Annotated in this window: 20 protein-coding genes; all 20 read left to right on the forward strand. The window is 37.7% G+C overall.

Going from position 1 to position 20,637, the window contains the following annotated elements; all coding sequences use genetic code 11:
• Window positions 1–223: 223 nt before the first annotated feature.
• The 20 genes from K2N75_RS00690 to K2N75_RS00785 all read left to right on the forward strand — a co-directional run bounded on the left by K2N75_RS00690 (window position 224) and on the right by K2N75_RS00785 (window position 20,625).
• Entirely contained in the window at window positions 224–2,134 is a 1,911-nt protein-coding gene (locus tag K2N75_RS00690) for a menaquinone biosynthesis decarboxylase (protein ID WP_297680301.1), read from the forward strand.
• Window positions 2,135–2,201: 67 nt separating this feature from the next.
• Window positions 2,202–2,771: a hypothetical protein gene (locus K2N75_RS00695; protein ID WP_297680300.1), complete on the forward strand. Its 570-nt coding sequence runs from the start codon at window positions 2,202–2,204 to the stop codon at window positions 2,769–2,771.
• The gene (locus tag K2N75_RS00700; protein ID WP_297680299.1) at window positions 2,743–3,600 is read left to right on the forward strand and encodes a S1-like domain-containing RNA-binding protein; all 858 of its coding nucleotides are present in this window, start codon (window positions 2,743–2,745) and stop codon (window positions 3,598–3,600) included. Before K2N75_RS00695 ends, K2N75_RS00700 begins: the two co-directional genes overlap by 29 nt.
• 328 nt (window positions 3,601–3,928) lie before the next feature.
• Window positions 3,929–4,318: an NAD(P)H-quinone oxidoreductase subunit 3 gene (locus K2N75_RS00705; protein WP_115552232.1), complete on the forward strand. Its 390-nt coding sequence runs from the start codon at window positions 3,929–3,931 to the stop codon at window positions 4,316–4,318.
• Complete coding sequence (locus K2N75_RS00710; RefSeq protein WP_297680298.1) at window positions 4,300–4,809, forward strand: NADH-quinone oxidoreductase subunit B; 510 nt, start codon at window positions 4,300–4,302, stop codon at window positions 4,807–4,809. Before K2N75_RS00705 ends, K2N75_RS00710 begins: the two co-directional genes overlap by 19 nt.
• Window positions 4,810–4,818: 9 nt before the next feature.
• The gene (locus tag K2N75_RS00715) at window positions 4,819–5,622 is read left to right on the forward strand and encodes an NADH-quinone oxidoreductase subunit C (protein ID WP_297680296.1); all 804 of its coding nucleotides are present in this window, start codon (window positions 4,819–4,821) and stop codon (window positions 5,620–5,622) included.
• A 1-nt stretch (window position 5,623) separates the two neighbouring features.
• The gene (nuoD, locus tag K2N75_RS00720) at window positions 5,624–6,853 is read left to right on the forward strand and encodes an NADH dehydrogenase (quinone) subunit D (protein ID WP_297680294.1); all 1,230 of its coding nucleotides are present in this window, start codon (window positions 5,624–5,626) and stop codon (window positions 6,851–6,853) included.
• Window positions 6,850–7,095, forward strand: a complete 246-nt coding sequence (locus K2N75_RS00725; RefSeq protein WP_297680292.1) for an NADH-ubiquinone oxidoreductase subunit E family protein — start codon at window positions 6,850–6,852, stop codon at window positions 7,093–7,095. The genes nuoD and K2N75_RS00725 overlap by 4 nt, the downstream gene beginning before the upstream one ends.
• Window positions 7,092–7,991, forward strand: coding sequence for a hypothetical protein (locus K2N75_RS00730; protein ID WP_297680290.1), 900 nt, complete (start codon window positions 7,092–7,094; stop codon window positions 7,989–7,991). Before K2N75_RS00725 ends, K2N75_RS00730 begins: the two co-directional genes overlap by 4 nt.
• Complete coding sequence (locus tag K2N75_RS00735) at window positions 7,991–10,465, forward strand: NADH-quinone oxidoreductase subunit G (RefSeq protein ID WP_297680288.1); 2,475 nt, start codon at window positions 7,991–7,993, stop codon at window positions 10,463–10,465. Before K2N75_RS00730 ends, K2N75_RS00735 begins: the two co-directional genes overlap by 1 nt.
• Window positions 10,462–11,457 carry an NADH-quinone oxidoreductase subunit NuoH gene (gene nuoH, locus K2N75_RS00740; protein ID WP_297680286.1) on the forward strand — a complete coding sequence of 332 codons (996 nt, stop codon included), beginning with the start codon at window positions 10,462–10,464 and terminating at the stop codon, window positions 11,455–11,457. The genes K2N75_RS00735 and nuoH overlap by 4 nt, the downstream gene beginning before the upstream one ends.
• Entirely contained in the window at window positions 11,454–12,104 is a 651-nt protein-coding gene (gene nuoI / locus K2N75_RS00745) for an NADH-quinone oxidoreductase subunit NuoI (protein WP_297680284.1), read from the forward strand. Before nuoH ends, nuoI begins: the two co-directional genes overlap by 4 nt.
• On the forward strand, window positions 12,097–12,663 hold the full coding sequence (locus K2N75_RS00750) for an NADH-quinone oxidoreductase subunit J (RefSeq protein WP_297680282.1): 567 nt from the start codon (window positions 12,097–12,099) through the stop codon (window positions 12,661–12,663). The genes nuoI and K2N75_RS00750 overlap by 8 nt, the downstream gene beginning before the upstream one ends.
• Window positions 12,650–12,952: an NADH-quinone oxidoreductase subunit NuoK gene (gene nuoK, locus K2N75_RS00755; protein WP_297680280.1), complete on the forward strand. Its 303-nt coding sequence runs from the start codon at window positions 12,650–12,652 to the stop codon at window positions 12,950–12,952. Before K2N75_RS00750 ends, nuoK begins: the two co-directional genes overlap by 14 nt.
• Before the next feature lie 2 nt (window positions 12,953–12,954).
• A complete protein-coding gene (gene nuoL / locus K2N75_RS00760) occupies window positions 12,955–14,823 on the forward strand; it encodes an NADH-quinone oxidoreductase subunit L (protein WP_297680278.1) in 1,869 nt (622 codons plus the stop codon).
• Entirely contained in the window at window positions 14,808–16,445 is a 1,638-nt protein-coding gene (locus K2N75_RS00765) for an NADH-quinone oxidoreductase subunit M (RefSeq protein WP_297680276.1), read from the forward strand. Before nuoL ends, K2N75_RS00765 begins: the two co-directional genes overlap by 16 nt.
• Entirely contained in the window at window positions 16,446–17,930 is a 1,485-nt protein-coding gene (nuoN, locus tag K2N75_RS00770) for an NADH-quinone oxidoreductase subunit NuoN (RefSeq protein ID WP_297680274.1), read from the forward strand.
• Window positions 17,931–18,163: 233 nt separating this feature from the next.
• Window positions 18,164–19,768 carry a 4Fe-4S binding protein gene (locus K2N75_RS00775; RefSeq protein ID WP_297680273.1) on the forward strand — a complete coding sequence of 535 codons (1,605 nt, stop codon included), beginning with the start codon at window positions 18,164–18,166 and terminating at the stop codon, window positions 19,766–19,768.
• Window positions 19,758–20,360: a molecular chaperone TorD family protein gene (locus K2N75_RS00780; protein ID WP_297680272.1), complete on the forward strand. Its 603-nt coding sequence runs from the start codon at window positions 19,758–19,760 to the stop codon at window positions 20,358–20,360. Before K2N75_RS00775 ends, K2N75_RS00780 begins: the two co-directional genes overlap by 11 nt.
• A 70-nt stretch (window positions 20,361–20,430) precedes the next feature.
• Complete coding sequence (locus tag K2N75_RS00785) at window positions 20,431–20,625, forward strand: twin-arginine translocation signal domain-containing protein (protein WP_297680271.1); 195 nt, start codon at window positions 20,431–20,433, stop codon at window positions 20,623–20,625.
• Window positions 20,626–20,637: the final 12 nt, after the last annotated feature.

Genomic DNA, 20,637 nt, shown 5'->3' on the forward strand with positions numbered 1-20,637 from the left:
GTGCGTAAGCTAAAAGAGAAACACAAGAAAAGAGTTAAGATTCCATAGTGAATTTACTTTATGCTTGATTTTAGATTGCCACAGCCCTAAAGGGCTTTGCAAGGATAAACAATACTACAAGTATGCAAGATACAGATTACCACGCATTTAAAAACTTGCTTGGGGGAATAATTCAAGGTATAATTTTACCCAAAACTTCAATGAGGCACAATCAAGGAAAATTATGCGACAAACGATAGATTTACTCAAAGCACATAATGAATTAAAAATTATCACAGAACCCTTAGATGTGGAGTTAGAGATTCCGCATTTGGCATATTTGGAGGTGAAACATAAAAATTCCAAAGCTCTGCTTTTTACTAATCCTGTGGATAAGGCACGGCAGATTAGCTACGAAACCCCAGTGCTAATGAATCTTTTTGGCAGTTTTTCTCGCGTGCAGTTGCTTGTAGGCGATACGCAAGGAATCGCGCAAGAGGTAGCAGAACTTATTAAACTCAAACCCCCGAAATCTTTAAAAGAAGCTTTAAAAATTGCTCCTAAAATGCTTAATTTGCGCTTTTTAGCTCCTAAAGTCCTCAAGGAAAAAGGCTTATGTCAAGAAGTCATTGTCAAAGGAGCAGAGGTAGATTTGGGTGCGATTCCAATTCTCAAAACTTGGAGTGAAGATGGGGGGAGATTTATCACAATGGGGCAATGTTACACACAAAGCCTAGATGGAAGCGTGCGGAATCTCGGAATGTATCGCTTGCAAGTGTATGATAAAAATCATCTAGGATTGCATTGGCAAGTGCATAAGGATAGCGTAAGTTTGCTAGAGGAATACCATAAAGCAAACAAAAAAATGCCTGTGAGTATCGCAATCGGTGGCGACCCTCTCTATACTTGGTGTGCTACCGCGCCTTTGCCTTATGGTTTGTTTGAATTAATGCTGTATGGATTTATCCGCAAAAATCGCGCGAAAATGGTGCGTTGCGTCAGCAATGAACTTTGTGTGCCTTATGATGCGGATTTTGTGATTGAAGGGTTTGTTGAGCCTAATGCAATGCGTGATGAGGGGAGGTTTGGCGACCACACGGGATTCTATACTCCTATTGAACCTTATCCGGTGCTAGAAGTGAGTGCAATCACGCACAAAAAAAATCCTGTTTATCTCGCGACGGTGGTTGGTAAGCCACCTTTGGAGGATAAATATTTAGGATTCCCCACAGAACGAATCTTTTTGCCCCTCTTGCAAACCACAACACCGAATTTAATAGACTATTATATGCCTGAAAATGGTGTGTTCCATAATCTGATTTTAGCCAAAATCAAAGCGCGTTTTCCTCATATTGCCCAGCAGAGTATGCACGCATTTTGGGGTGTGGGGCAGATGAGTTTCGTTAAACACGCGATTTTTGTCGGAGAAAATGCGCCAAGTTTGCAAAGTGCAGAGATTGTTCCTTATATCCTCAATCATTTTTCAGTGCAGAATTGCCTAATGAGTGAGGGAGTATGCGACGCGCTAGACCACGCTTCTCCTAGTTTTGCGCAAGGTGGGAAATTGGGCTTAGATTGCACCCGTGAGGACGAAATAGAAAGCACATTGGAAGTCGCCAGTGAGGAGCAATTACATAAGCTATTGAATGAAATTTTGAGTGTTAGCGGGGAAGTGAAGTGTGTGCGACAAATTTATCAAGACACAAAGAATCCTATTGTATTAGTAGGAATAGATAAAAAAGAAAGTCTTAAAAAAGCATTTTTAGCACTAGAGCAAGCAAATTTGGAGAGCTTATCCTCTGCAAATGTGGAATCTCATACGCAAAACATAGAATCCCTAAAAAGATTTTTGCGTATTGTGGTGATTGTGGATTTTGCTAAAAACGATTTGGAGAATCTTTATATGTTGCTTTGGCGCGTAGTGAATAATATAGATGCAAAACGCGACATAAAAATCATTGGTAAAACTTTGTTGCTTGATGCGTGCGACAAGGGTTTGTGTGATGATTATACGCGTGAGTGGCCCAAAGAAACGGATTGCTCACGCGAAGTTTTAGACAAGCTAGAAAAACTTGGATTATTAAATGATTTTGGAGATTTAGAAAGCTTTTATCGCGCCTTTCATATTGATAAATCCTATGATTCCAAAATGTGAAGTTTTACTTGACAATTTTAAAGTAGAATTTCAATCAAAGAATTTATAAGGAATTTAAGGATTACAAATGGTTGAAAATGCACAGGCAAAAATTGCAAGCAAAACGCGTAAGAATTGGTTGAAAGACTTGAAATCAGAAATTATGGAGTTGCGTTATCAAGGGTTGCAAGACAATGTAATCAAAAAGAATATGCACAAAAAATTTCGGGAATATTCTAGCACGACAGAACTTTTTGTCGGGTTTGTATTTTTTATGGTTTTGTTAAATCTTGTGGGTTTTGGGTTGCACATTGGTTATGCGGTTTTGATGTGGGAAGTGCATATTTACGAGTTTAGCACAAGCCTTTCGCCCTATGTGTCTATGTTGATTTTTGGGGTTTTATGTATTGTGCTTGCGGGAATTTTTATCTTTTGGTTGCATTTTTTTATGGATTTTTTGAAATTTTATAAAACTCTTGATGACGCATTAGAAGAGCAATTTTATTTGAAACTCATCAAGATGTTTTTGCTTTTGGGCTTGATTGGATTTGTAGTTTTTATGATTCTAGTTTTTTTTGTAGGAATGCAAATCGCAGAAGTCTATGGAATGCCATTAGGGCGCAGTCTTTATGAGATTTTGGGAGAAATTTTTGATTGAAATAGGAGTTTGTAAAGAGCTAAAAATTATCCGTTTTGCTAAAGTGGGTGCTTATTTACAAAGCGGGCAAGAAGAGGTGTTGTTGCCAAATAAATATTTACCCAAAGGCGCAAAAATAGAAGATAAGATTCTAGTGTTTTTATACACAGATTCGCAAGATCGCCCCATAGCTACAACCTTAACGCCCAAAGCGCAAAGGGGAGAAATCGCAGCCTTAAAAGTGGTGGATAAAAATAATTTTGGCTGTTTTTTGGATTTGGGAATCGCCAAAGATGTGTTTATGCCGACTAAGACGCCTCAAAAATATCCCTTAGGTTCTCAAGTGGCAGTTTTTTTGAGTGTAGATAGAGAGAATCGTTTGCTTGCAAAAGAGAACATTAAACCTTATTTAAGCAATTTTTGTGAGAATCTTACCAATCTGAAAGCGGGGTTTAAGGTTAGGATTCTGCCTTTTAGAATCACTCCTTTGGGTTATGAATGTGTTGTGAATGGAGTGAATTTGGGATTGATTTATCAAAATGAAATTTTTGGAGAATTTTCCCTTTTTGAAGAGCGCGAAGGATATATTAAACGCATTTATTCCAATGGTAAATGTGATTTGAGCTTAAAGCACCCTAAAGAAAAAAATTCAACATCGCAAGAAAGCGGAAAAGTCTTAGAGATTCTGTGCCAAAAAGGTGGGAAGCTGAATCTGCATTATGATAGCAAACCAAGTGAGATTCAATCCGTGTGTGCAATGAGTAAAAAGGCTTTTAAACGCGCTTTAAGCCATTTATTAGAAGAAAATAAAATCACTCTAAACCCAAAAGTTGGTATTGAACTAAAGTAATCTTTTGCTTCATTGTAGAATCCCGTTGTGTTATGTAATTTTTCTTAAAAATAGAGGGAGAAATTTCTTTGTTATAAAACGAAACTATAAGCAAATTTTTTAAAAGAATGTTTCTTTTTGTATCATTTAAATTCTTAAGAAAAGAGAAACAAAAGATTTTAAAAAGTAATAGAAAAATTGACTTTTTATAAAGTTTTTTAAGGTGGCGATTCCTTTTGTAATGTAAAGCTAAAGTGAATCTTTGCGCCTTATTTTGTGATTTTCTTTCAAAATTTAAGAGAATTACGCTAAGATACGCAAGAAAGTTTTATGACTTAAAGGTTTGCAAGTGTCGCATTTAGATATTTCTCATCCATATTTTGGTGTATTCGTTATTTTTGTTTTTACTTTTGGTGCGTTTTTAATGACAACTTTTCTTTCGCGATTCGTGGGGCGGAAGTTGGCAAATAAAAACACGCAAAAGCTGAAGTTAGCCCCTTATGAATGTGGTTTAGCACCCACGAAGCAGCCCAATAGAATCTCCTCACAATTTTATATTATGGCATTGTTGTTTATTCTTTTTGATGTGGAGATTATTTTTATGTTTCCTTGGGCTGTGGATTTTAAGGTTCTTGGTGCTTTTGGATTTATTGAAATGGTTTTATTTGTTTTGTTGCTCGTGATTGGATTTGTTTATGCTTGGAGAAAAGGAGCTTTGAAATGGCAGAGCATGAAGTAGATTATCTTAAAGGCGGGGGGTTGCCTATTGCGCTAACAAGCGTAGATAAATTGTTGAATTGGGGGCGTAGCAATTCGCTTTGGGCAATGACTTATGGATTGGCTTGCTGTGCGATTGAAATGATGGCAACGGGTGCTAGTCGTTATGATTTTGACAGATTTGGGACGATTTTTAGGGCAAGTCCTAGACAAAGTGATGTGATGATTATTGCAGGCACTGTTACTAAAAAGCACGCACAATTTGTGAGACGATTATATGACCAAATGCCAGAACCCAAATGGGTGATTTCTATGGGAAGTTGTGCAAACACCGGTGGAATGTTTAATACTTATGCCACCGTGCAGGGAGTGGATAGAATCATACCGGTAGATATTTATTTGCCAGGTTGTTCTCCGCGTCCAGAAACTTTGCAATATGCCCTTATGGTGCTCCAACAAAAAATCCGTAAGCAAAAATCTAATCGTGTGCAGCTTCCTAAGCGTTTAGTATAAAGGAATAGTATGAGAAAATATAAGCCCAAAAATAATGCACAAAGAGAAGTTTATTATAAAGATAGATTTTATGTTTCCCCAAGAATCCCAAGAGAGCCTATAACTAATGACACGGTGTATTGCGCAGATGTAGAGATATTGGGCAGACAAGTCAAAGTCATAGAATCCTATCTTGAACGCGGAACATTGGTAATATGGGTAGAAAAGGATTCTATTTATAGTGCATTAGCAACCTTAAAAACAATTGGCTATGATGTCTTAAGTGAGCTTAGTGCAATAGATTATTTGGAGCAAAAAGGAGGCTTTGAAATCTTTTATCAAATGCTTTCTTTAAGTCGTGCGAAACGTTTGCGGGTAAAGACTTTTTTAAGAAAAGGTGAAAAAATAGAATCTGTAACAGAATTATTCCGCAGTGCAGATTGGAGCGAACGCGAAATGTATGATATGTTTGGGATTCTACCTCTAGGACACCCTTATCCCAAACGTATTTTAATGCCCGATGATTGGGTGGGACACCCTTTGCTTAAAAGCTATCCTTTACAAGGAGATGAGGCGGCACAATGGTATGAAGTGGATACAATCTTTGGTAAAGAGAATCGCGAAGTCATTGGCGCAGAGCAGAGGGATTCTGCACGCATTGACCGCTATGATTCTACACGATTCTCTCATTTGGGTTATGAAGTGGAATATGGTGCAGAGGTGAAAGAGGGCGCAGAGAAACCACAACCGATTATGTATCAAGAGGAAGAGGGCGTGTTGTTTGTAACCAAACTAAAGCCAGAAAATTCCAAAGAGCTTAAAGAGAGGAAATAAGATGCAACAACCCAACAAATTAATGCCATTTTATGAAAATATTGCCTTTGACCGCATAAGTGATAATGTAATGGTAGTCAATTTTGGTCCTCAACACCCAAGTGCGCACGGGCAGTTGCGCTTAATTTTGGAGCTAGAGGGCGAAAAGGTAATCAAGGCAACTCCTGATGTGGGATATTTACATCGTGGAATGGAAAAAATGGCAGAAAATATGATTTATAATGAATTTTTGCCTACAACAGATAGAATGGATTATATTGCTGCAAGTTCCAATAACTATGCTTTTGCATTAAGTGTAGAAAAATTACTAGGTGTAGAAGTGCCTAGACGAGCAAAAGTGATTCGCACAATGCTTTTAGAACTCAATCGCATTATTTCTCATCTTTTTTGGCTTGCAACACACGCATTAGATGTGGGGGCAATGAGTATTTTCCTTTATTGCTTTAGAGAGCGTGAATTTGGCATTGATTTGATTGAGGATTATTGCGGTGCGAGATTAACGCATTCTAGTGTTAGAATCGGCGGAGTGCCACTAGATTTGCCGCAAGGTTGGATTGAAAAGTTAAAGGCTTATTTGGAGCTGTTACCAAGTCAAATTAAGCTTTATGAGGGAATCCTAAGCGAAAATAGAATCTGGCGTATGCGTTTGGAAAATGTGGGTGTTGTAAGCCCTGAAATGGCAAAAAGTTGGGGATTAAGCGGGGTTTTGTTGCGTGGAAGTGGAATTGCTTGGGATATTCGCAAGGAAGAGCCCTATGAGCTTTATGATGAGTTGGAATTTGATGTGCCTGTGGGAGAGAGCAATGATAGCTATGGACGCTATTTGCTCTATATGGAAGAAATGCGTCAAAGCATTAGAATCCTATATCAACTCATTGATAAATATGAGGATACCGATACGCTTTTAATGTGTGAGGATACGCGTTATTTTTCTGCTCCAAAAGAACAAATTATGACGCAAAATTATTCTTTAATGCAGCATTTTGTTTTGGTTACACAAGGAATGCGTCCTCCTGTTGGCGAAGTATATGTCCCCACAGAATCTCCAAAAGGAGAGCTAGGATTCTTTATCCGCTCGGAAGGCGAACCTTATCCCTATCGTGTAAAAATGCGCACCCCTAGTTTTTTCCATACAGGAGTGTTGCAAGATTTGTTGCCCGGACATTATTTAGCCGATGTTGTAACGATTATTGGGAATACAAACATTGTATTTGGAGAGATTGACCGATGAAACGTTTTGATTTGCGCCATTTAAAAAATGATTTTTGTCCGCGCTTGAAAGCCATTTTGGACAATGAATTAGAAAGAGGAGAAGTAGGAATTTTTTTGTTTGAAGTATTGGACTTTGATAATGTGCAAAAGAGTGCGGATTTGGTGAAACAAAGTGGCAATACATTACTTAATTCTTTGCGATTTAATGAAGTGGATTGGACAATCATAGTAAGAAAAGAAACTGCAAAGGTTGCGGAATGAGTGCGTTGGTAGAATCTTTTTTGGCAAATGGCGGAAAGGCGCATTTTGTTGAATCCTTAGAAAAAAACGCATTAAAGGATAAAAATATTCTACTTTTGGGCGGATTCGTGGAGGAATTTGCCTGTGTATTACAGCAGCAAGGAGTAGATTTAAAAGTTTTGGAATCGCAAGAGGATTGTAAGGATTCCATTCAAGTTTTTTTGCTCCACCCCTTAAACTTTAATCCTTATCCGAAGCTTTTACATTTTCTTTATGAAGTAGGCTGCGAAGAAGCAATTGTCGCTCTACTTGCTAGTGCGTTTTATAGTATTTCTAATGGAGATTTGGAGCTAAAAGCATTTGTGGAATCCTTAGATGTGGGGTATTTGTCCTCTGAATGTAATTTAGCAGAAGAGGAATTAGGACGGATTGCACAAAGCTTTCAATCACAAAAAAGTGTGCTTGTGTTAGGAAGAGATTTAAGCACACACAAGAGAGCGCGTAATATTGGAAAGATTCTAGCACTTTTGAGTAATGCACTCAATAAAATAGAAATTGTATTTTTAGAATCCGCGCCTCAAGAGATAGCAACCCACAAAAAGACTTCCATAGAGGCATTGGACGCGTTGGAATGTTATGACGGATTGGTAGCATATTTGCAAACCAAAGCATTAAAAGAACCAATCTTGGAAGTTTCTAAGCAATTTAGTCAAGTAGGCAAGATACAAGAGGAATCAGAAATTGAAGTGCAACTCATAGAATCGGATAAAACAATACAAGTCAAACTGCATAAGAATATGCAATTAAAAGGTATGGTTGGGATTTTGTGGATTCCACAAACATTGGACTTTAAAAAAGATTGGAACTTAGAAAATGAATTTTGCTATAAAAAAGTCAAAATAAGCAAGGTGGCATAATGGAAAAAATAAAAGTAACGATTGAGGGTTGTGAGATTCTTTGCGAAGAGGGCGAAAGCATTTTGAATGCTGCACGCGCCAATGAAGTGTTTATTCCCGCGATTTGTTATCTTTCTTGTGCGTCTCCTACGCTTGCGTGTAAAATGTGTATGGTAGAGGCAGACGGCAAACGCGTGTATGCGTGCAATGCAAAAGTAAAAGAGGGTATGCAAATCTTGGTAAATACCAAAGAAATTGAAGAGGAACGCAAAGCAATTATGCAAGCGTATGTCGTAAATCACCCTTTGCAATGCGGAGTATGCGACAAAAGTGGTGAATGCGAATTGCAAAATTACACACATTATGTAGGTGTAGAAGAGCAAAATTATGCGATGAAAGATGATGAGAAAAAGTTTGATTCTTGGGGCAAGGCAGTTTATGACCCGAATCTTTGTATCGTGTGCGAACGTTGTGTAACGCTCTGTAAGGATAAAATCGGCAAATCTCACATTAAAGCCCAAAAACGCGAAGGGGATATGCCACCCAAAGAATATAAAGACATTATGCCAAAAGACGCTTATGGGGTTTGGACGAAATTCAAAAAATCTTTGATAGGACTCAATGGTGTGGAAGCAGAAGCGTGCGGTGATTGTGCGGAATGCGTCAGTGTATGTCCCGTAGGTGCGCTTACGATTGGGCATTTTCAGTATCGTTCCAATGCGTGGGAGTTAGAGAAAATCCCTAGCACTTGTGTGCATTGCGGCAATGGCTGTGCGCTGACTTATGAAGTGAAGCAAACTAGAATCGGAGGAAACGAAAGAAAGGTTTATCGCGTCAGCAGTGATTGGAATTTCTCTACACTTTGTCCAGCGGGGAGATTGGGCTTTGATGTGAATAATCAGCAAGTCCAAAAAGACAAGGAAGCTTTCAATGCAAGCATTGCCGCCTTTAAAGAAGCGCAAACGATTCGTTTTGCAGGAAATATAAGCAATGAGGAAGCTTTGATTTTGCAGAATCTAAAAGAAAAGTTTGGTTATAAGTTGGTATGTGAGGAAGTTTATCCTTTTAAAAGATTTTTGGATTCTTATTTGAAAGTCAGCGGCTCGTTAGGAAATGCAAATCAAAAAGACATTACCCAAAGCACCTTTGTGATGTGTTTTGGTGGAGCATTGAGCTATGATATGCCTGTGGTTACACATAGTATTAATAATGCAATGAAACAGAATAAAGGTGCGAATTTAGCGTATTTTCACACAATGCAAGATGTTGTTGTGAATCGTTTTGTAAAAACTGCGATTAATGGAATCTATAAGCCAGATAGTGAAGAAGCTCTTGCGTTGTTATTGGCAAGCGTGTGTATTCCAAGAGAGCAAATGCCTCTTTCTTTGAAATCACAAATTGAACGATACGAACGCAAAGAAATGCAAACTATCACAAAAGAAGTTAAAAAGAAAGTGAAGGTAAAAGAGCTAGACAAAGAGGGCAATGTCGTCTTAGATGAGGAGGGTAATGAAAAGTTTGTAGAAAAAGAGGAAATAGAAAAAATCACACAAGAAGTAGAAGTCATCACAAGTGCATTATATGATTATTGTGGTGGTTTGAAAGAATCCATAGAAGCAACAAAAAATACAATACAGAGCGCAAAGAATCCGATTTTGATTGTCGGATTTGATGTGTATCGTGCGAAAAGTTCTGAAAATATTGCAAAAATCTTGGGCTATATTGAAAGTTTGAGTATGGTTAAGATTCTATTGCTCCCACCTACGACAAATGCGTTAGGTATTGCTTTGATTTGTGAGTTAGATAAAGAGAGTGCGGGATATAGTATTGGCTACAATGCACAAGGACATTATAGAATTGGCACAGGTGCGGAAAATGCCTTGCCTTTGCCTTATTTAAATGAGCAAGAAGGCACATTGGTAAATGTGGATAAACGGGTTGTGCCTTTAACGCCCGCAACTCCTTATAATGGATATGAATTAAATGATATTGCCAAAGTGCTGGGGCTAGAATACGAATCTACGATAGATTATACATCAGAATTACCCATAGAAAAAGGCTTTAAAAGTGTGGAATACGATGATTTGAAGTTTGGATTTTTAAACGATGGTTCAGAGATTCGTGGATATTTGCTAGGGGCGCATTTCCCTAAAGAGTTTTTGGAAGTTTTACCTATAGAATTGAAAGAATTGGAATCTTACAATCTCTATGCGCGTAATCCTGTGGCGCATTTTTCCAAAAATACCTTGCAATCCTCTTATATAGATTCTAAAAATGGCTTGCAATTAAGCGAAAAATATGCGCAAACACTTGGAATCTCTGATGGAGACAAGGTGGAAGTGCGTTTTGCAAATGGAGAAGTGGTAGAGACTTTAGCAATTCTTGATAAAGGAATGGAGGGTGAATTTGCAGCACTTGGCGTGTGCGAATTTGAAGAATTTAAACTTTTTCCAACAACGCGTTATACAAATGTTTCTTTAAAGGTTTTGGTATGAATTATATAATTGAGACGCTGATTAAAATTTTGCTTGTCGTGCTGATTTTTTCGGCATTGGCAGGTTTTACAACTTATGTAGAGCGCAAGATTCTAGCTTTTTTCCAACGTCGTTTAGGTCCAACAATGGTGGGACCTTTTGGGGTTTTGCAGATTTTAGCCGATGGAATTAAGCTTTTTACCAAAGAAGATATTGTGCCAAGTGGAGCAAATCGCCTTATTTTTAGAATCGCACCAACGATTACAGCAGCAACAGCTTTTATCGCAATGGCTCCGATTCCATTTTTCCCGGAATTTGAGCTTTTTGGTTATACCATTCAGCCTATTATTTCAGATATTAATGTTGGGATTCTATTTGTTCTTGGTGTCGGGGCTGCTGGCTTGTATGGTCCTTTGCTAGGTGGCATTAGCGCAAATAGTAAATGGTCTATTTTAGGGGCAGCAAGGACAGCGGTGCAATTACTTAGTTTTGAGGTTGTTTCTGGATTATCTCTTTTAGCGCCTTTAATGTTGGTTGGTTCTTTATCCTTGATTGATATTAACAATTATCAAGGAGGTGGAATCGCAAATTGGTTGATATTTTCACAGCCTCTAGCGTTTGTTTTATTTTTGTTTGCGGGTTATGCAGAGCTTAACAGAACGCCTTTTGATTTGCTAGAGCACGAAGCAGAAATTGTTTCGGGATATGCGACAGAATATGCGGGAATGCGTTGGGGAATGTTTTTTATCGGTGAATATGCAAGTATGATTTCGTTGTCTTTTGTTGTGTCTTTGATTTTCTTAGGCGGTTTTAATCCACTTGGATTCATTCCCGGCGGAATCGCAATTATCTTAAAGGTAAGTTTTCTTATCTTTTTATTTATGTGGGCAAGAGCAGCTTATCCTCATATTCGTCCAGACCAACTTATGGGCTTGTGTTGGAGAGTCTTATTTCCGCTTGCACTTTTAAATGTTTTTGTTACGGGTATCATTTGTTTAGGAGGTGGAAATTGAGTAAATATATCAAGATTGTTGAGCAAACACCTCTCTTGAGTAATGCGCAAAAGTTTGTGAGATTTTGGAATCGCGCATTAAAGGGTGAATTGTTTATAGGTTTGTGGCTTGTATTTAAGGAATTTTACAAAGCGCAAATCCACACCGTGCAATATCCATTAGAGAAATTACCATTAAGTCCGCGTTATCGTGCAGTGCATGAGCTAAAACGTTTGCTTGAAAGTGGAAATGAGCGATGTATTGGTTGTGGATTATGTGAAAAGATTTGTGTGGCAAATTGCATTCGTATGGAAACAGGATATGGTGAGGATAGACGCAAAAAAGTCTTTGAATATAGCATTAACTTTGGGCGATGTATTTATTGTGGATTGTGCGCAGAGGTTTGCCCTGAACTTGCGATTGTGCATGGAAAGAGATATGAGAATGCGAGCGAACAAAGAGCGTCTTTTGCTCTGAAAAATGATATGCTAACACCAATTGATAAAGTGTTAAGCGGGCAGGATTCTGAATTTAGCGGTGTTGGGAGTATAAGTGTAGATGCGGATAAACGCATTAAGCTTACTCCTTTGAAATATTTAGAAGAGACAGATGAAAATGCCATAAAAACAACTGCAGAAATAAAACAAAAGGAGGAAGTCGATGCTTGAAGCCATTGCGTTTTACACATTTTGCGCTTTAACTTTAGCAATGTTTTTAGTCGTGGTTACAACACGCAATATCCTTTATGCCTTAAGTGCATTGGCGGCGGGAATGATTTTTGTTTCTGCTTTTTTCTTTTTGCTTGGAGCAGAATTTTTGGGTGTCGTGCAAATTGTCGTTTATACTGGGGCAGTCATTGCGCTTTATGCCTTTGCGATGATGTTTTTTGATACTCAAAAATTACAAAATGAAAAAATTGCGAATCCTAGAGTTTTATTTGTCTTAAGTGGATTGGGAGCATTACTGCTTGTTATCGTGGTGGTTGCTCCTATTATTACACAGAATCTTGCAACCTTAGAAGCTGTGATTCCGCCGCAAGAGGGTGTGGGAAATGTGCAAATGGTGGGCTATGTGCTTTTTACAAAATTTCTGATTCCTTTTGAAATTGCGGCAATAATGTTGCTTGTAGCGATGATTGCGGGAATTGTGCTAGCGGGCAAAGGAATGCATTATTCTCTAACCTTAAATGAGCAAGCACCCAAAGGAGAGCAAGATGATAACGCTTAATCATTATTTGATTTTATCTAGTCTTATGTTTATGATTGGTGTCTTTGGAATGCTTAGACGCAAAAATTTACTGATGTTATTTTTTGCAACAGAGATTTTGTTAAGCTCTGTTAATATCGGATTTGTCGCCGTTGGAAAATATCTTGGGGATTTAAATGGACAAATGTTTGCATTCTTTATTCTCGCTGTTGCGGCAAGTGAAGTTGCGATTGGGGTAGGGTTGCTGATTGCTTGGTATAAAAAGCATCATACATTAGATTTAGATAAATTACAAATTATGGAAGGCTAAGTATGGAAGCGATTTTATATGTTGCATTGTTTGCGCCATTGGTGGGTTCATTGTTTGGGATTCCCTTTGCTTCAAAACAAAAATTTGTAGGTGTTGGAATCTTTGCTTCTTTAATGCTTGGAGTTTCTTTTCTCGCTTCGGCACTATTGTTTGTGCATACTTTGCAAGGTGGTGTTGTCAAAGTTGTGTTAATGGATTGGATTGGGGCTGGGGGGCTTTATATTCCTTTTGGATTCTTGGTAGATAGCGTGAGCGCGACAATGATTTTTGTTGTAACACTTGTTTCTTTGTGTGTGCATATCTATTCCATTGGTTATATGAGCCACGATAAAAGCTTCAATAGATTTTTTGTCTATTTGAGTGCTTTTGTTTTCTCTATGTTGATTTTGGTAATGAGTGATAACTTTGCAGGATTATTCATCGGCTGGGAAGGCGTGGGGCTTTGTTCTTGGATGTTGATTGGATTTTGGTATGAGCGCGATTCTGCATCTTTTGCGGCAAATGAAGCCTTTATTATGAATCGTATTGCGGATTTGGGAATGTTGCTTGGAATCTTTTTAATCTATTGGACTTTTGGCACTTTGAGCTATGAAGAAGTTTTAAGCAGCGTGTATGAAGCACCCAAAGGGATTTTAATAGCGATTGGGATTCTGCTTTTTGTGGGTGCAATGGGTAAAAGTGCGCAATTTCCTTTGCATACTTGGCTTGCAGATGCGATGGAAGGTCCAACTCCTGTTTCTGCACTAATCCACGCAGCAACAATGGTAACTGCTGGAGTTTATTTAGTGATTCGGGCGAATCCACTTTATGCAATGATTCCCGAAATTGGCTTTTTAATCGCGAGTTTAGGAGCATTTGTAGCACTTTTTGCTGCAACAATGGCATTGGTGAATAAGGACTTAAAACGCATTATCGCATATTCTACTCTTTCGCAGCTAGGTTATATGTTTGTTGCGGCTGGATTAGAGGCTTATTGGATTGCTCTTTTTCACCTTGCAACCCACGCCTTTTTCAAATCTTTGTTGTTCTTGGGTGCTGGGAATGTAATGCACGCTATGCACGATAAATTGGATATTTCAAAAATGGGCGCACTTTATCGTCCGCTTAAAATTACCGCAATTTTGATGATTTTAGCGTCTATTGCCTTAGCAGGAATTTATCCATTCTCTGGATTTTTTTCCAAAGATAAAATCTTGGAAGCCGCATTTGGCTCTGGAGCTTATGTCTTATGGGGCGTATTATTGTTGGGTGCGTTTTTGACGGCATTTTATAGCTTCCGACTAATTATGCTTGTATTTTTTGGCGAGAAAAAACACGAAGAAGAACACCCACACGAGGCTTATTCTTATATGCTTTATGCTATGTTACCGCTTGGAATCTTGGCGATATTTGCGGGATTCTTTGAGCCAACTTTTCATCATTTTGTTACGCAAACCCTGCCTGATTTTAGCGCAAATTTGGAATCTCAAACCATTTGGAATCTTATTTTCTTGACTTCTTTTGTGGCTTTAAGCGGGATTGCATTTGCAGTGTGGAAATACAAAAAAGGTGGTTTTTCTCCCAAATGGCAGGAAACCTTTATTTATCAACTCTTAAGCCATCAGTATTATATTCCTATGTTGTATGACAAGCTGTTTATACAGAATTATATGAGGTTTTCCAAAGTTGCTTGGTTGATTGATAAGTGCGTGGTAGATTTTGTAGTGGATATGATTGCAAGATTCCTTAATAGTAGCGGAGAAAGTATGCAATGGATTCAAGGTGGGAATCTCTCTAAAATGTTAAAAATTATGTTTTTTGGTGTGGTAGTTTTATTGCTACTTGTATTGATATTTTTTGTTTGTATGGAGGCAGTATGGACTACCTTTTAACTTTGCTTATCTTTTTTCCATTTATTGGCGCAATTTTAGCAATTGGCATTAAAGAGAATCTTAAAGCTTATGCAGTCGTTATTAGCTTTATTGAGCTAGGGTTGGCATTGCTTTTGTGGTATAGCTTTGACAGAGAAGTAGATGGATTCCAGTTTGTTACTTCGCTTCCTTTGGTGGTTAATTTTGGTATTAGTTATCTTGTGGGTGTAGATGGAATCTCCCTTTTTCTGATTGTGTTAAGTGCATTGATTAGTCTAATAGGCTTCATTTATCTGAATGAAACGCAAGAAACCAAAAAGCTTATCCTTTCGCTTTTGTGTCTTGAAAGCATAATGATTGGTGTATTTTGCGCATTGGATATGATTTTGTTTTATATTTTTTGGGAACTCTCTTTGGTGCCAATGCTTTATATTATTGGTGCTTGGGGAAGTGGTAGCAGAATCTATGCCGCAGTGAAGTTTTTCTTATATACCTTTTTGGGTTCAATGATTATGCTAATTGGAATCTTGTTTTTGGCATATTATTACTTTAGTGTGAGCGGAGTTTGGACATTTTCTCTGTTGGAATGGTATAGTTTAAGCCTGATTCCAGAGAATTTGCAAATAATGCTATTCCTTGCATTTTTTTGTGGTTTGGCAGTCAAAGTACCAATGTTTCCTTTCCATACTTGGTTGCCTTATGCACACGGACAAGCACCGACAATTGGTTCTATTATCCTTGCGGCTGTGCTTTTAAAAATGGGAACTTATGGTTTTGTCCGTTTCTCTTTGCCGCTTTTTCCTGACGCCAGTGTAGCTTTATTAATGCCTGTTGCGATTCTCTCTTTAATTATGATTGTTTATGGTGCAATGGTAGCATTTGCACAAGAGGATATGAAGCAAGTCGTGGCTTATAGCTCCATTTCGCATATGGGTGTGATTATGATTGGAATCTTTGCGCTCAATATGGAGGGAATTTCCGGGTCTGTCTTTTTTATGCTAAGTCATGGGATTATTAGCGGCGCGCTGTTTATGCTTGTAGGAATGATTTATGAGCGACGGCATACCAAAATGATTGCCGAGTTTGGCGGAATCGCAAAAGTAATGCCTAATTATGCAGCGATTTTTGGAATTATGATGATGGCTTCAGCGGGACTTCCTTTGACAATGGGATTTGTAGGGGAATTTTTATCTTTGCTTGGGTTTTTCCAAATCTCTCCGATTCTTGCAGGAATCGCGGGAATTAGTATTATTGTAGGTGCAATTTATATGCTCAATCTCTATCGCAAGGCGTTTTATGGAAAAGTTGTGAATCAAGAAAATTTAAAATTACAAGATTTGGATAAACGCGAATGGAGTGCCTTGCTGCCATTGGTTGCGATTGTAATTTGGCTTGGTGTGTATCCTAAGCCGATTTTAGCACCCATTAATAAAGGTGTAGAAAATATGCTCGCAGTGATGTATTCTCGTGCGGTAGCTCCGGAAACAAAAGCATTTTTGGGAATAGATTTAGAGCCATTGGAATTCTTGCAGCAGGGGGAAAGCTCAAATATAGAGAATCTTGAAAATTCAGAAAATTTACAAGAAGCAATAAAAGAAAATAATGCGACAAATGCAGAATCTTTGCAAGAGGAGGGGAGATAAATGTTAGAAACCTTTAGTATTTCATTGGAGAGTTTAAATATTTTCAGTATCTTTCCTATGCTTATTACGATTGTTGGGGGGCTTTTGGTTTTGGTTGTGGATATGTGCTTAAAAAATGCAAATAAACAACTTTATACTATGCTTACGATTCTGTTTTTGGGGCTTAGTTTAGGTTATATTACATTTTTTAGCATCAATGGAGAGAGAGCCTTTTTTGATTTGATTGCGATAGATGGATTCTCTCTTTTGGGGCAAATGATTATCCTAGTTTCTGCGATTTTATTTGTGCCTTTGACTTTGAGTTACAACCGATTCCACGAGTTTGCTTATCCAGAATATTATGCACTCTTTTTATTTATGTGTGCAGGATTCCAATTTATGGTAAGTAGCGACCATTTAATCGTTATTTTCTTGGGATTAGAAACAGCTTCCCTTGCGCTTTATACTCTGATTGCTATGCATAATCGGGCAACTGCTTTTGAAGCGGCAATCAAATACTTTACAATGGGTTCTTTATCTGCGGGTTGTTTCGCCTTTGGTTCTATGTTGTTTTATGCAGCAAGCGGACATTTGGATTTAGAAGGCATTAGAAATGTATTAGAAATACACAATTATGAGCCTTTTTATTTGGTTTTAAGTGGTGTGGTATTTTTTATTGCCTCTATTGGATTCAAAGCCTCTTTAGTGCCTTTCCATACTTGGACGCCAGATGTTTATGAGGGTTCTAACTCTTTTTTGGCAGGCTTTATGTCTATTGTTCCCAAAATCGCAGCATTGGTGGTTGCGATTAGAATTTTTAGTATTTTTGTAGAAATTATATGGGTGCATTCTGTCTTGTATCTTTTAATTGTGATTACGATGACTTTGCCAAATTTGGTAGCACTTGTGCAAAAAGATGTGAAGCGAATGCTTGCGTATAGCTCTATTTCTCATGCGGGATTCGCATTTAGTGCTGTGCTAATTGGTGGAATGCAAGCTTATAGTGCATTGTTTTTATATTGGATATTGTTTCTTTTTACGAATCTCGGAATCTTTGCGATGTTGTGGATTTCTCGCACAAAAGAACAAATTTGGGATAAACGTTACGACCATTCCTATGAAAAATTTTCTGGACTCATCAAGCTCTGTCCTTTAGCCGCTGTGATTATGGGATTGTTTATGTTGTCTTTGGCTGGGATTCCACCTTTTTCAGTTTTTTGGGGTAAAGTTTATTTGATGAGTGCAGCAATTAATAATGGTTATTTGTTTCTTGCTTTTGTTATGGCAATCAATAGCGCAATTGCGGCATATTATTATTTAAAACTTATCGTTTATATGTTCCTAAAAGACCCTTTAATTAGTGATGGGAATGTTTATTTGCAAAATGCAACTTTGCCTCTTAAAATTGTAGTAGGAATCGCAACGCTTTATGTTTGCTTGTCGGCTTTTGCAGTAGATGGTTTATTGTTTGGAATTTATGGCTTAATAGGCGGAAGTTTGATGTAATCTCTAGGATTCATCATAGGATAGATAATCCATTTCATTTATTACTTTAATTTATAGAATCTCGCTTTGAGATTCTATCATCAATATTTCTTTAATCCCCAAATCTCCTTTATCTGTATATTAATTTATATAACGCGAATGTTAAAAAAATCTTGACTTTTTAGTACGAAGTGAATAAAATGCGAATTAAGAGCAAATAAGGAAAATTAAACTATTTTAAAATGTGAGGACTTATGAATCCATTAGCTTTTGGAACCTTGGATACTAGCAATACAACTTCTTTACCGCTTGGTAATCTTTTGTTGGATAAAAAAGACAAGGATTATCATTATAAGTTAGCCAAACTAGAACGCGTGCAGGAAATCATAGAGGATTTTACATTAGAAAATAGCAAAGAAGTAGAAGTCAATGCGAAACTTGCGGTGATTTACGCGGACAAACAAGGAGTGATTCCACAAATCGTGCAAGATTTTGTAGATTTGGCGCAGGAGTTTTTTGAAGTTGCCTTAGTGGATTTAGAATTGTTAGAAAATTTCAGCGGAAGCTTTGGTGGATTTAATGCCAAACTCAATAACAAAGAAATTGTAGAGTTTGCGCAAGCTGTTTTATTTGTTAGCGAAGAAGAATTGTTGCGTTTTAGGGGCGTCTATAATGTGGCTGATTTTAAGAATCCTGAAAGCTTATTGGAAAAGTTGAAAAAAAATATTGGTATTTATTCCTATAAAGAAATGATTGGTTATCAAGAGAATCTCTGTCAATATCATCATAGGAGAGAAAAGCATTGCACGAGATGTGCAAATGTTTGTCCTACCTTTGGCGTGGATAACAATGACGGCTTAATGGAATTGATTTTTTCTCCGATTGATTGCATTGCCTGTGGCGCGTGTGTGGGTGTGTGTCCGACAAATTGTTTGGAATATGAGGAATTGCCAAAAGAAGGCTTGGGAGAAATCATAGAGCAGTATAAAGGACAAAGGATTTTCTTGTGTAACACGCAAGATTATAGAATCTTAGCCTCACAAAACAAAAATTTACCCTCTGATTTTCTGCCTCTAGTTTTGCCAAGTTTGTTGATGTTAAACGAAAACGATTTGCTAAGTATGGTGCAAATGAGTGGAAATGCTTTGGTGGTTTATACACAAAATCTAAGCGCACCTATGGAGTTTTTAAATCATATTACACAACAAATCTATCAACAAGATTCTATTTTTGCTGTGCAGCAGGTAGAATCCTTATCGCAATTAGAATTGCCACAAATAGAGTCTTATTTCTATCAAAACCGCTATAACAAGCCTTATCGCGAATCTTTTGCACAAAGATTGCAATATATGGTCAAAGACGAAGATTATGGTTTGGCAAAAAGCGTTCCTGCGACACAATCACGCAAAGATTCTGTATTCTATGGAGAGATTAAGGTCAATACACAAAAATGCACACTCTGTCTTTCTTGTGTGGGAGCGTGCAATGTAAATGCAATCTTTGCGAGAAGTGATGATTTTTCTTTACGTTTTAATGCGAGCCTTTGCACAACTTGCGGATATTGCGTTGCTTCCTGTCCTGAAGATGCAATGGAGCTTCACAAGGAAGGGATTATGCTCAATCCAGAATTTTTTAGAAGTCAAGAGTTGGCAAAAGATGAGCCCTTTTTGTGTGTGGAATGTGGAAAAGTCTTTAGCACAAAGAAATCCATTGAAAAAGTGCTATTAATGATTGGAGATTCTTTTGCAAAGGATACTAAAAAGTTTAGGACAATCCAATGCTGTCCAGATTGCAAAGTCAAAGTGATGCTTGATGCAACAAACGCAATTGCACAGGAAAGGGAAGCAGATGCTAGATAATTTGAGCGAACAAGAACAATTAAATTTAAAAAATGCTCGTGTTTTATACTATGATTTTTTTAATGGTTTGTTGGTTTTTGAAATGTTAGAAGAAAGAGTAAGAATCGCAAAAGAACAATTAGGAATCTTGTTGAGTGCTCCGTTAAATCAGGAGGCAGAAGGCAGTATGCTGCTTCTAAAGCAAGAGCTAGAAGACAATGGGATTCAAAATATCAAAGAGGAATTTTCTCGCCTCTTCGCGTTGCCTTTTGGAGGGAAACAGGTTGGTATGCATCTTTCGCATTACTATGAAAACTGCATTGGAGGGCAGTCTCTTTTGAAAATTAGAGCATTAATGAAACAAAGTGATGTGCGCGTGAATACAGAGAGTTTTAAAGAAACAGAGGAACATTTAGGATTCTTGTGCGGCTTTATGCGTTATCTAATAGAAAAAGAGAATGTAGAGTTGGCAAAAGAGGTTTTTTTGTTTAGTCAAAAGGCTTTTTTAGGGTGGGTAGAGGAGATAAAAATACGGAGTGATGCAAAATTTTATTTAGCACTTGCATTGATAGTGGAATCTTTTATGAAGTTTGAAATGGAATTTTATTCTTAAATAATTCTACTTAAGCCTTTATTGCGAGGGCTTAAGTGGGGTTATCCCAAATCTCAAATAAGGAGCCAATATGGAAAAGAGTCGGCGAGAGTTTTTAAAAACTACCGCAAAAACTTCCGTAGCAGTCGCAGGTGCAAGTATTGCATTGGCAGGCTGTGGCAAAAAAGGCACAAGTGAGAATCTCGTGCGTGGCAAATCGCCTAAAAAAGAGATTCTTTACCAAAAAACACAGCAATGGGATTTATACTATTCTGTTGCAAAATAAAAAGCGAGGTGA

The organism is Helicobacter sp. (assembly GCF_029067145.1).
Classification (GTDB): Bacteria; Campylobacterota; Campylobacteria; order Campylobacterales; family Helicobacteraceae; genus Helicobacter_D.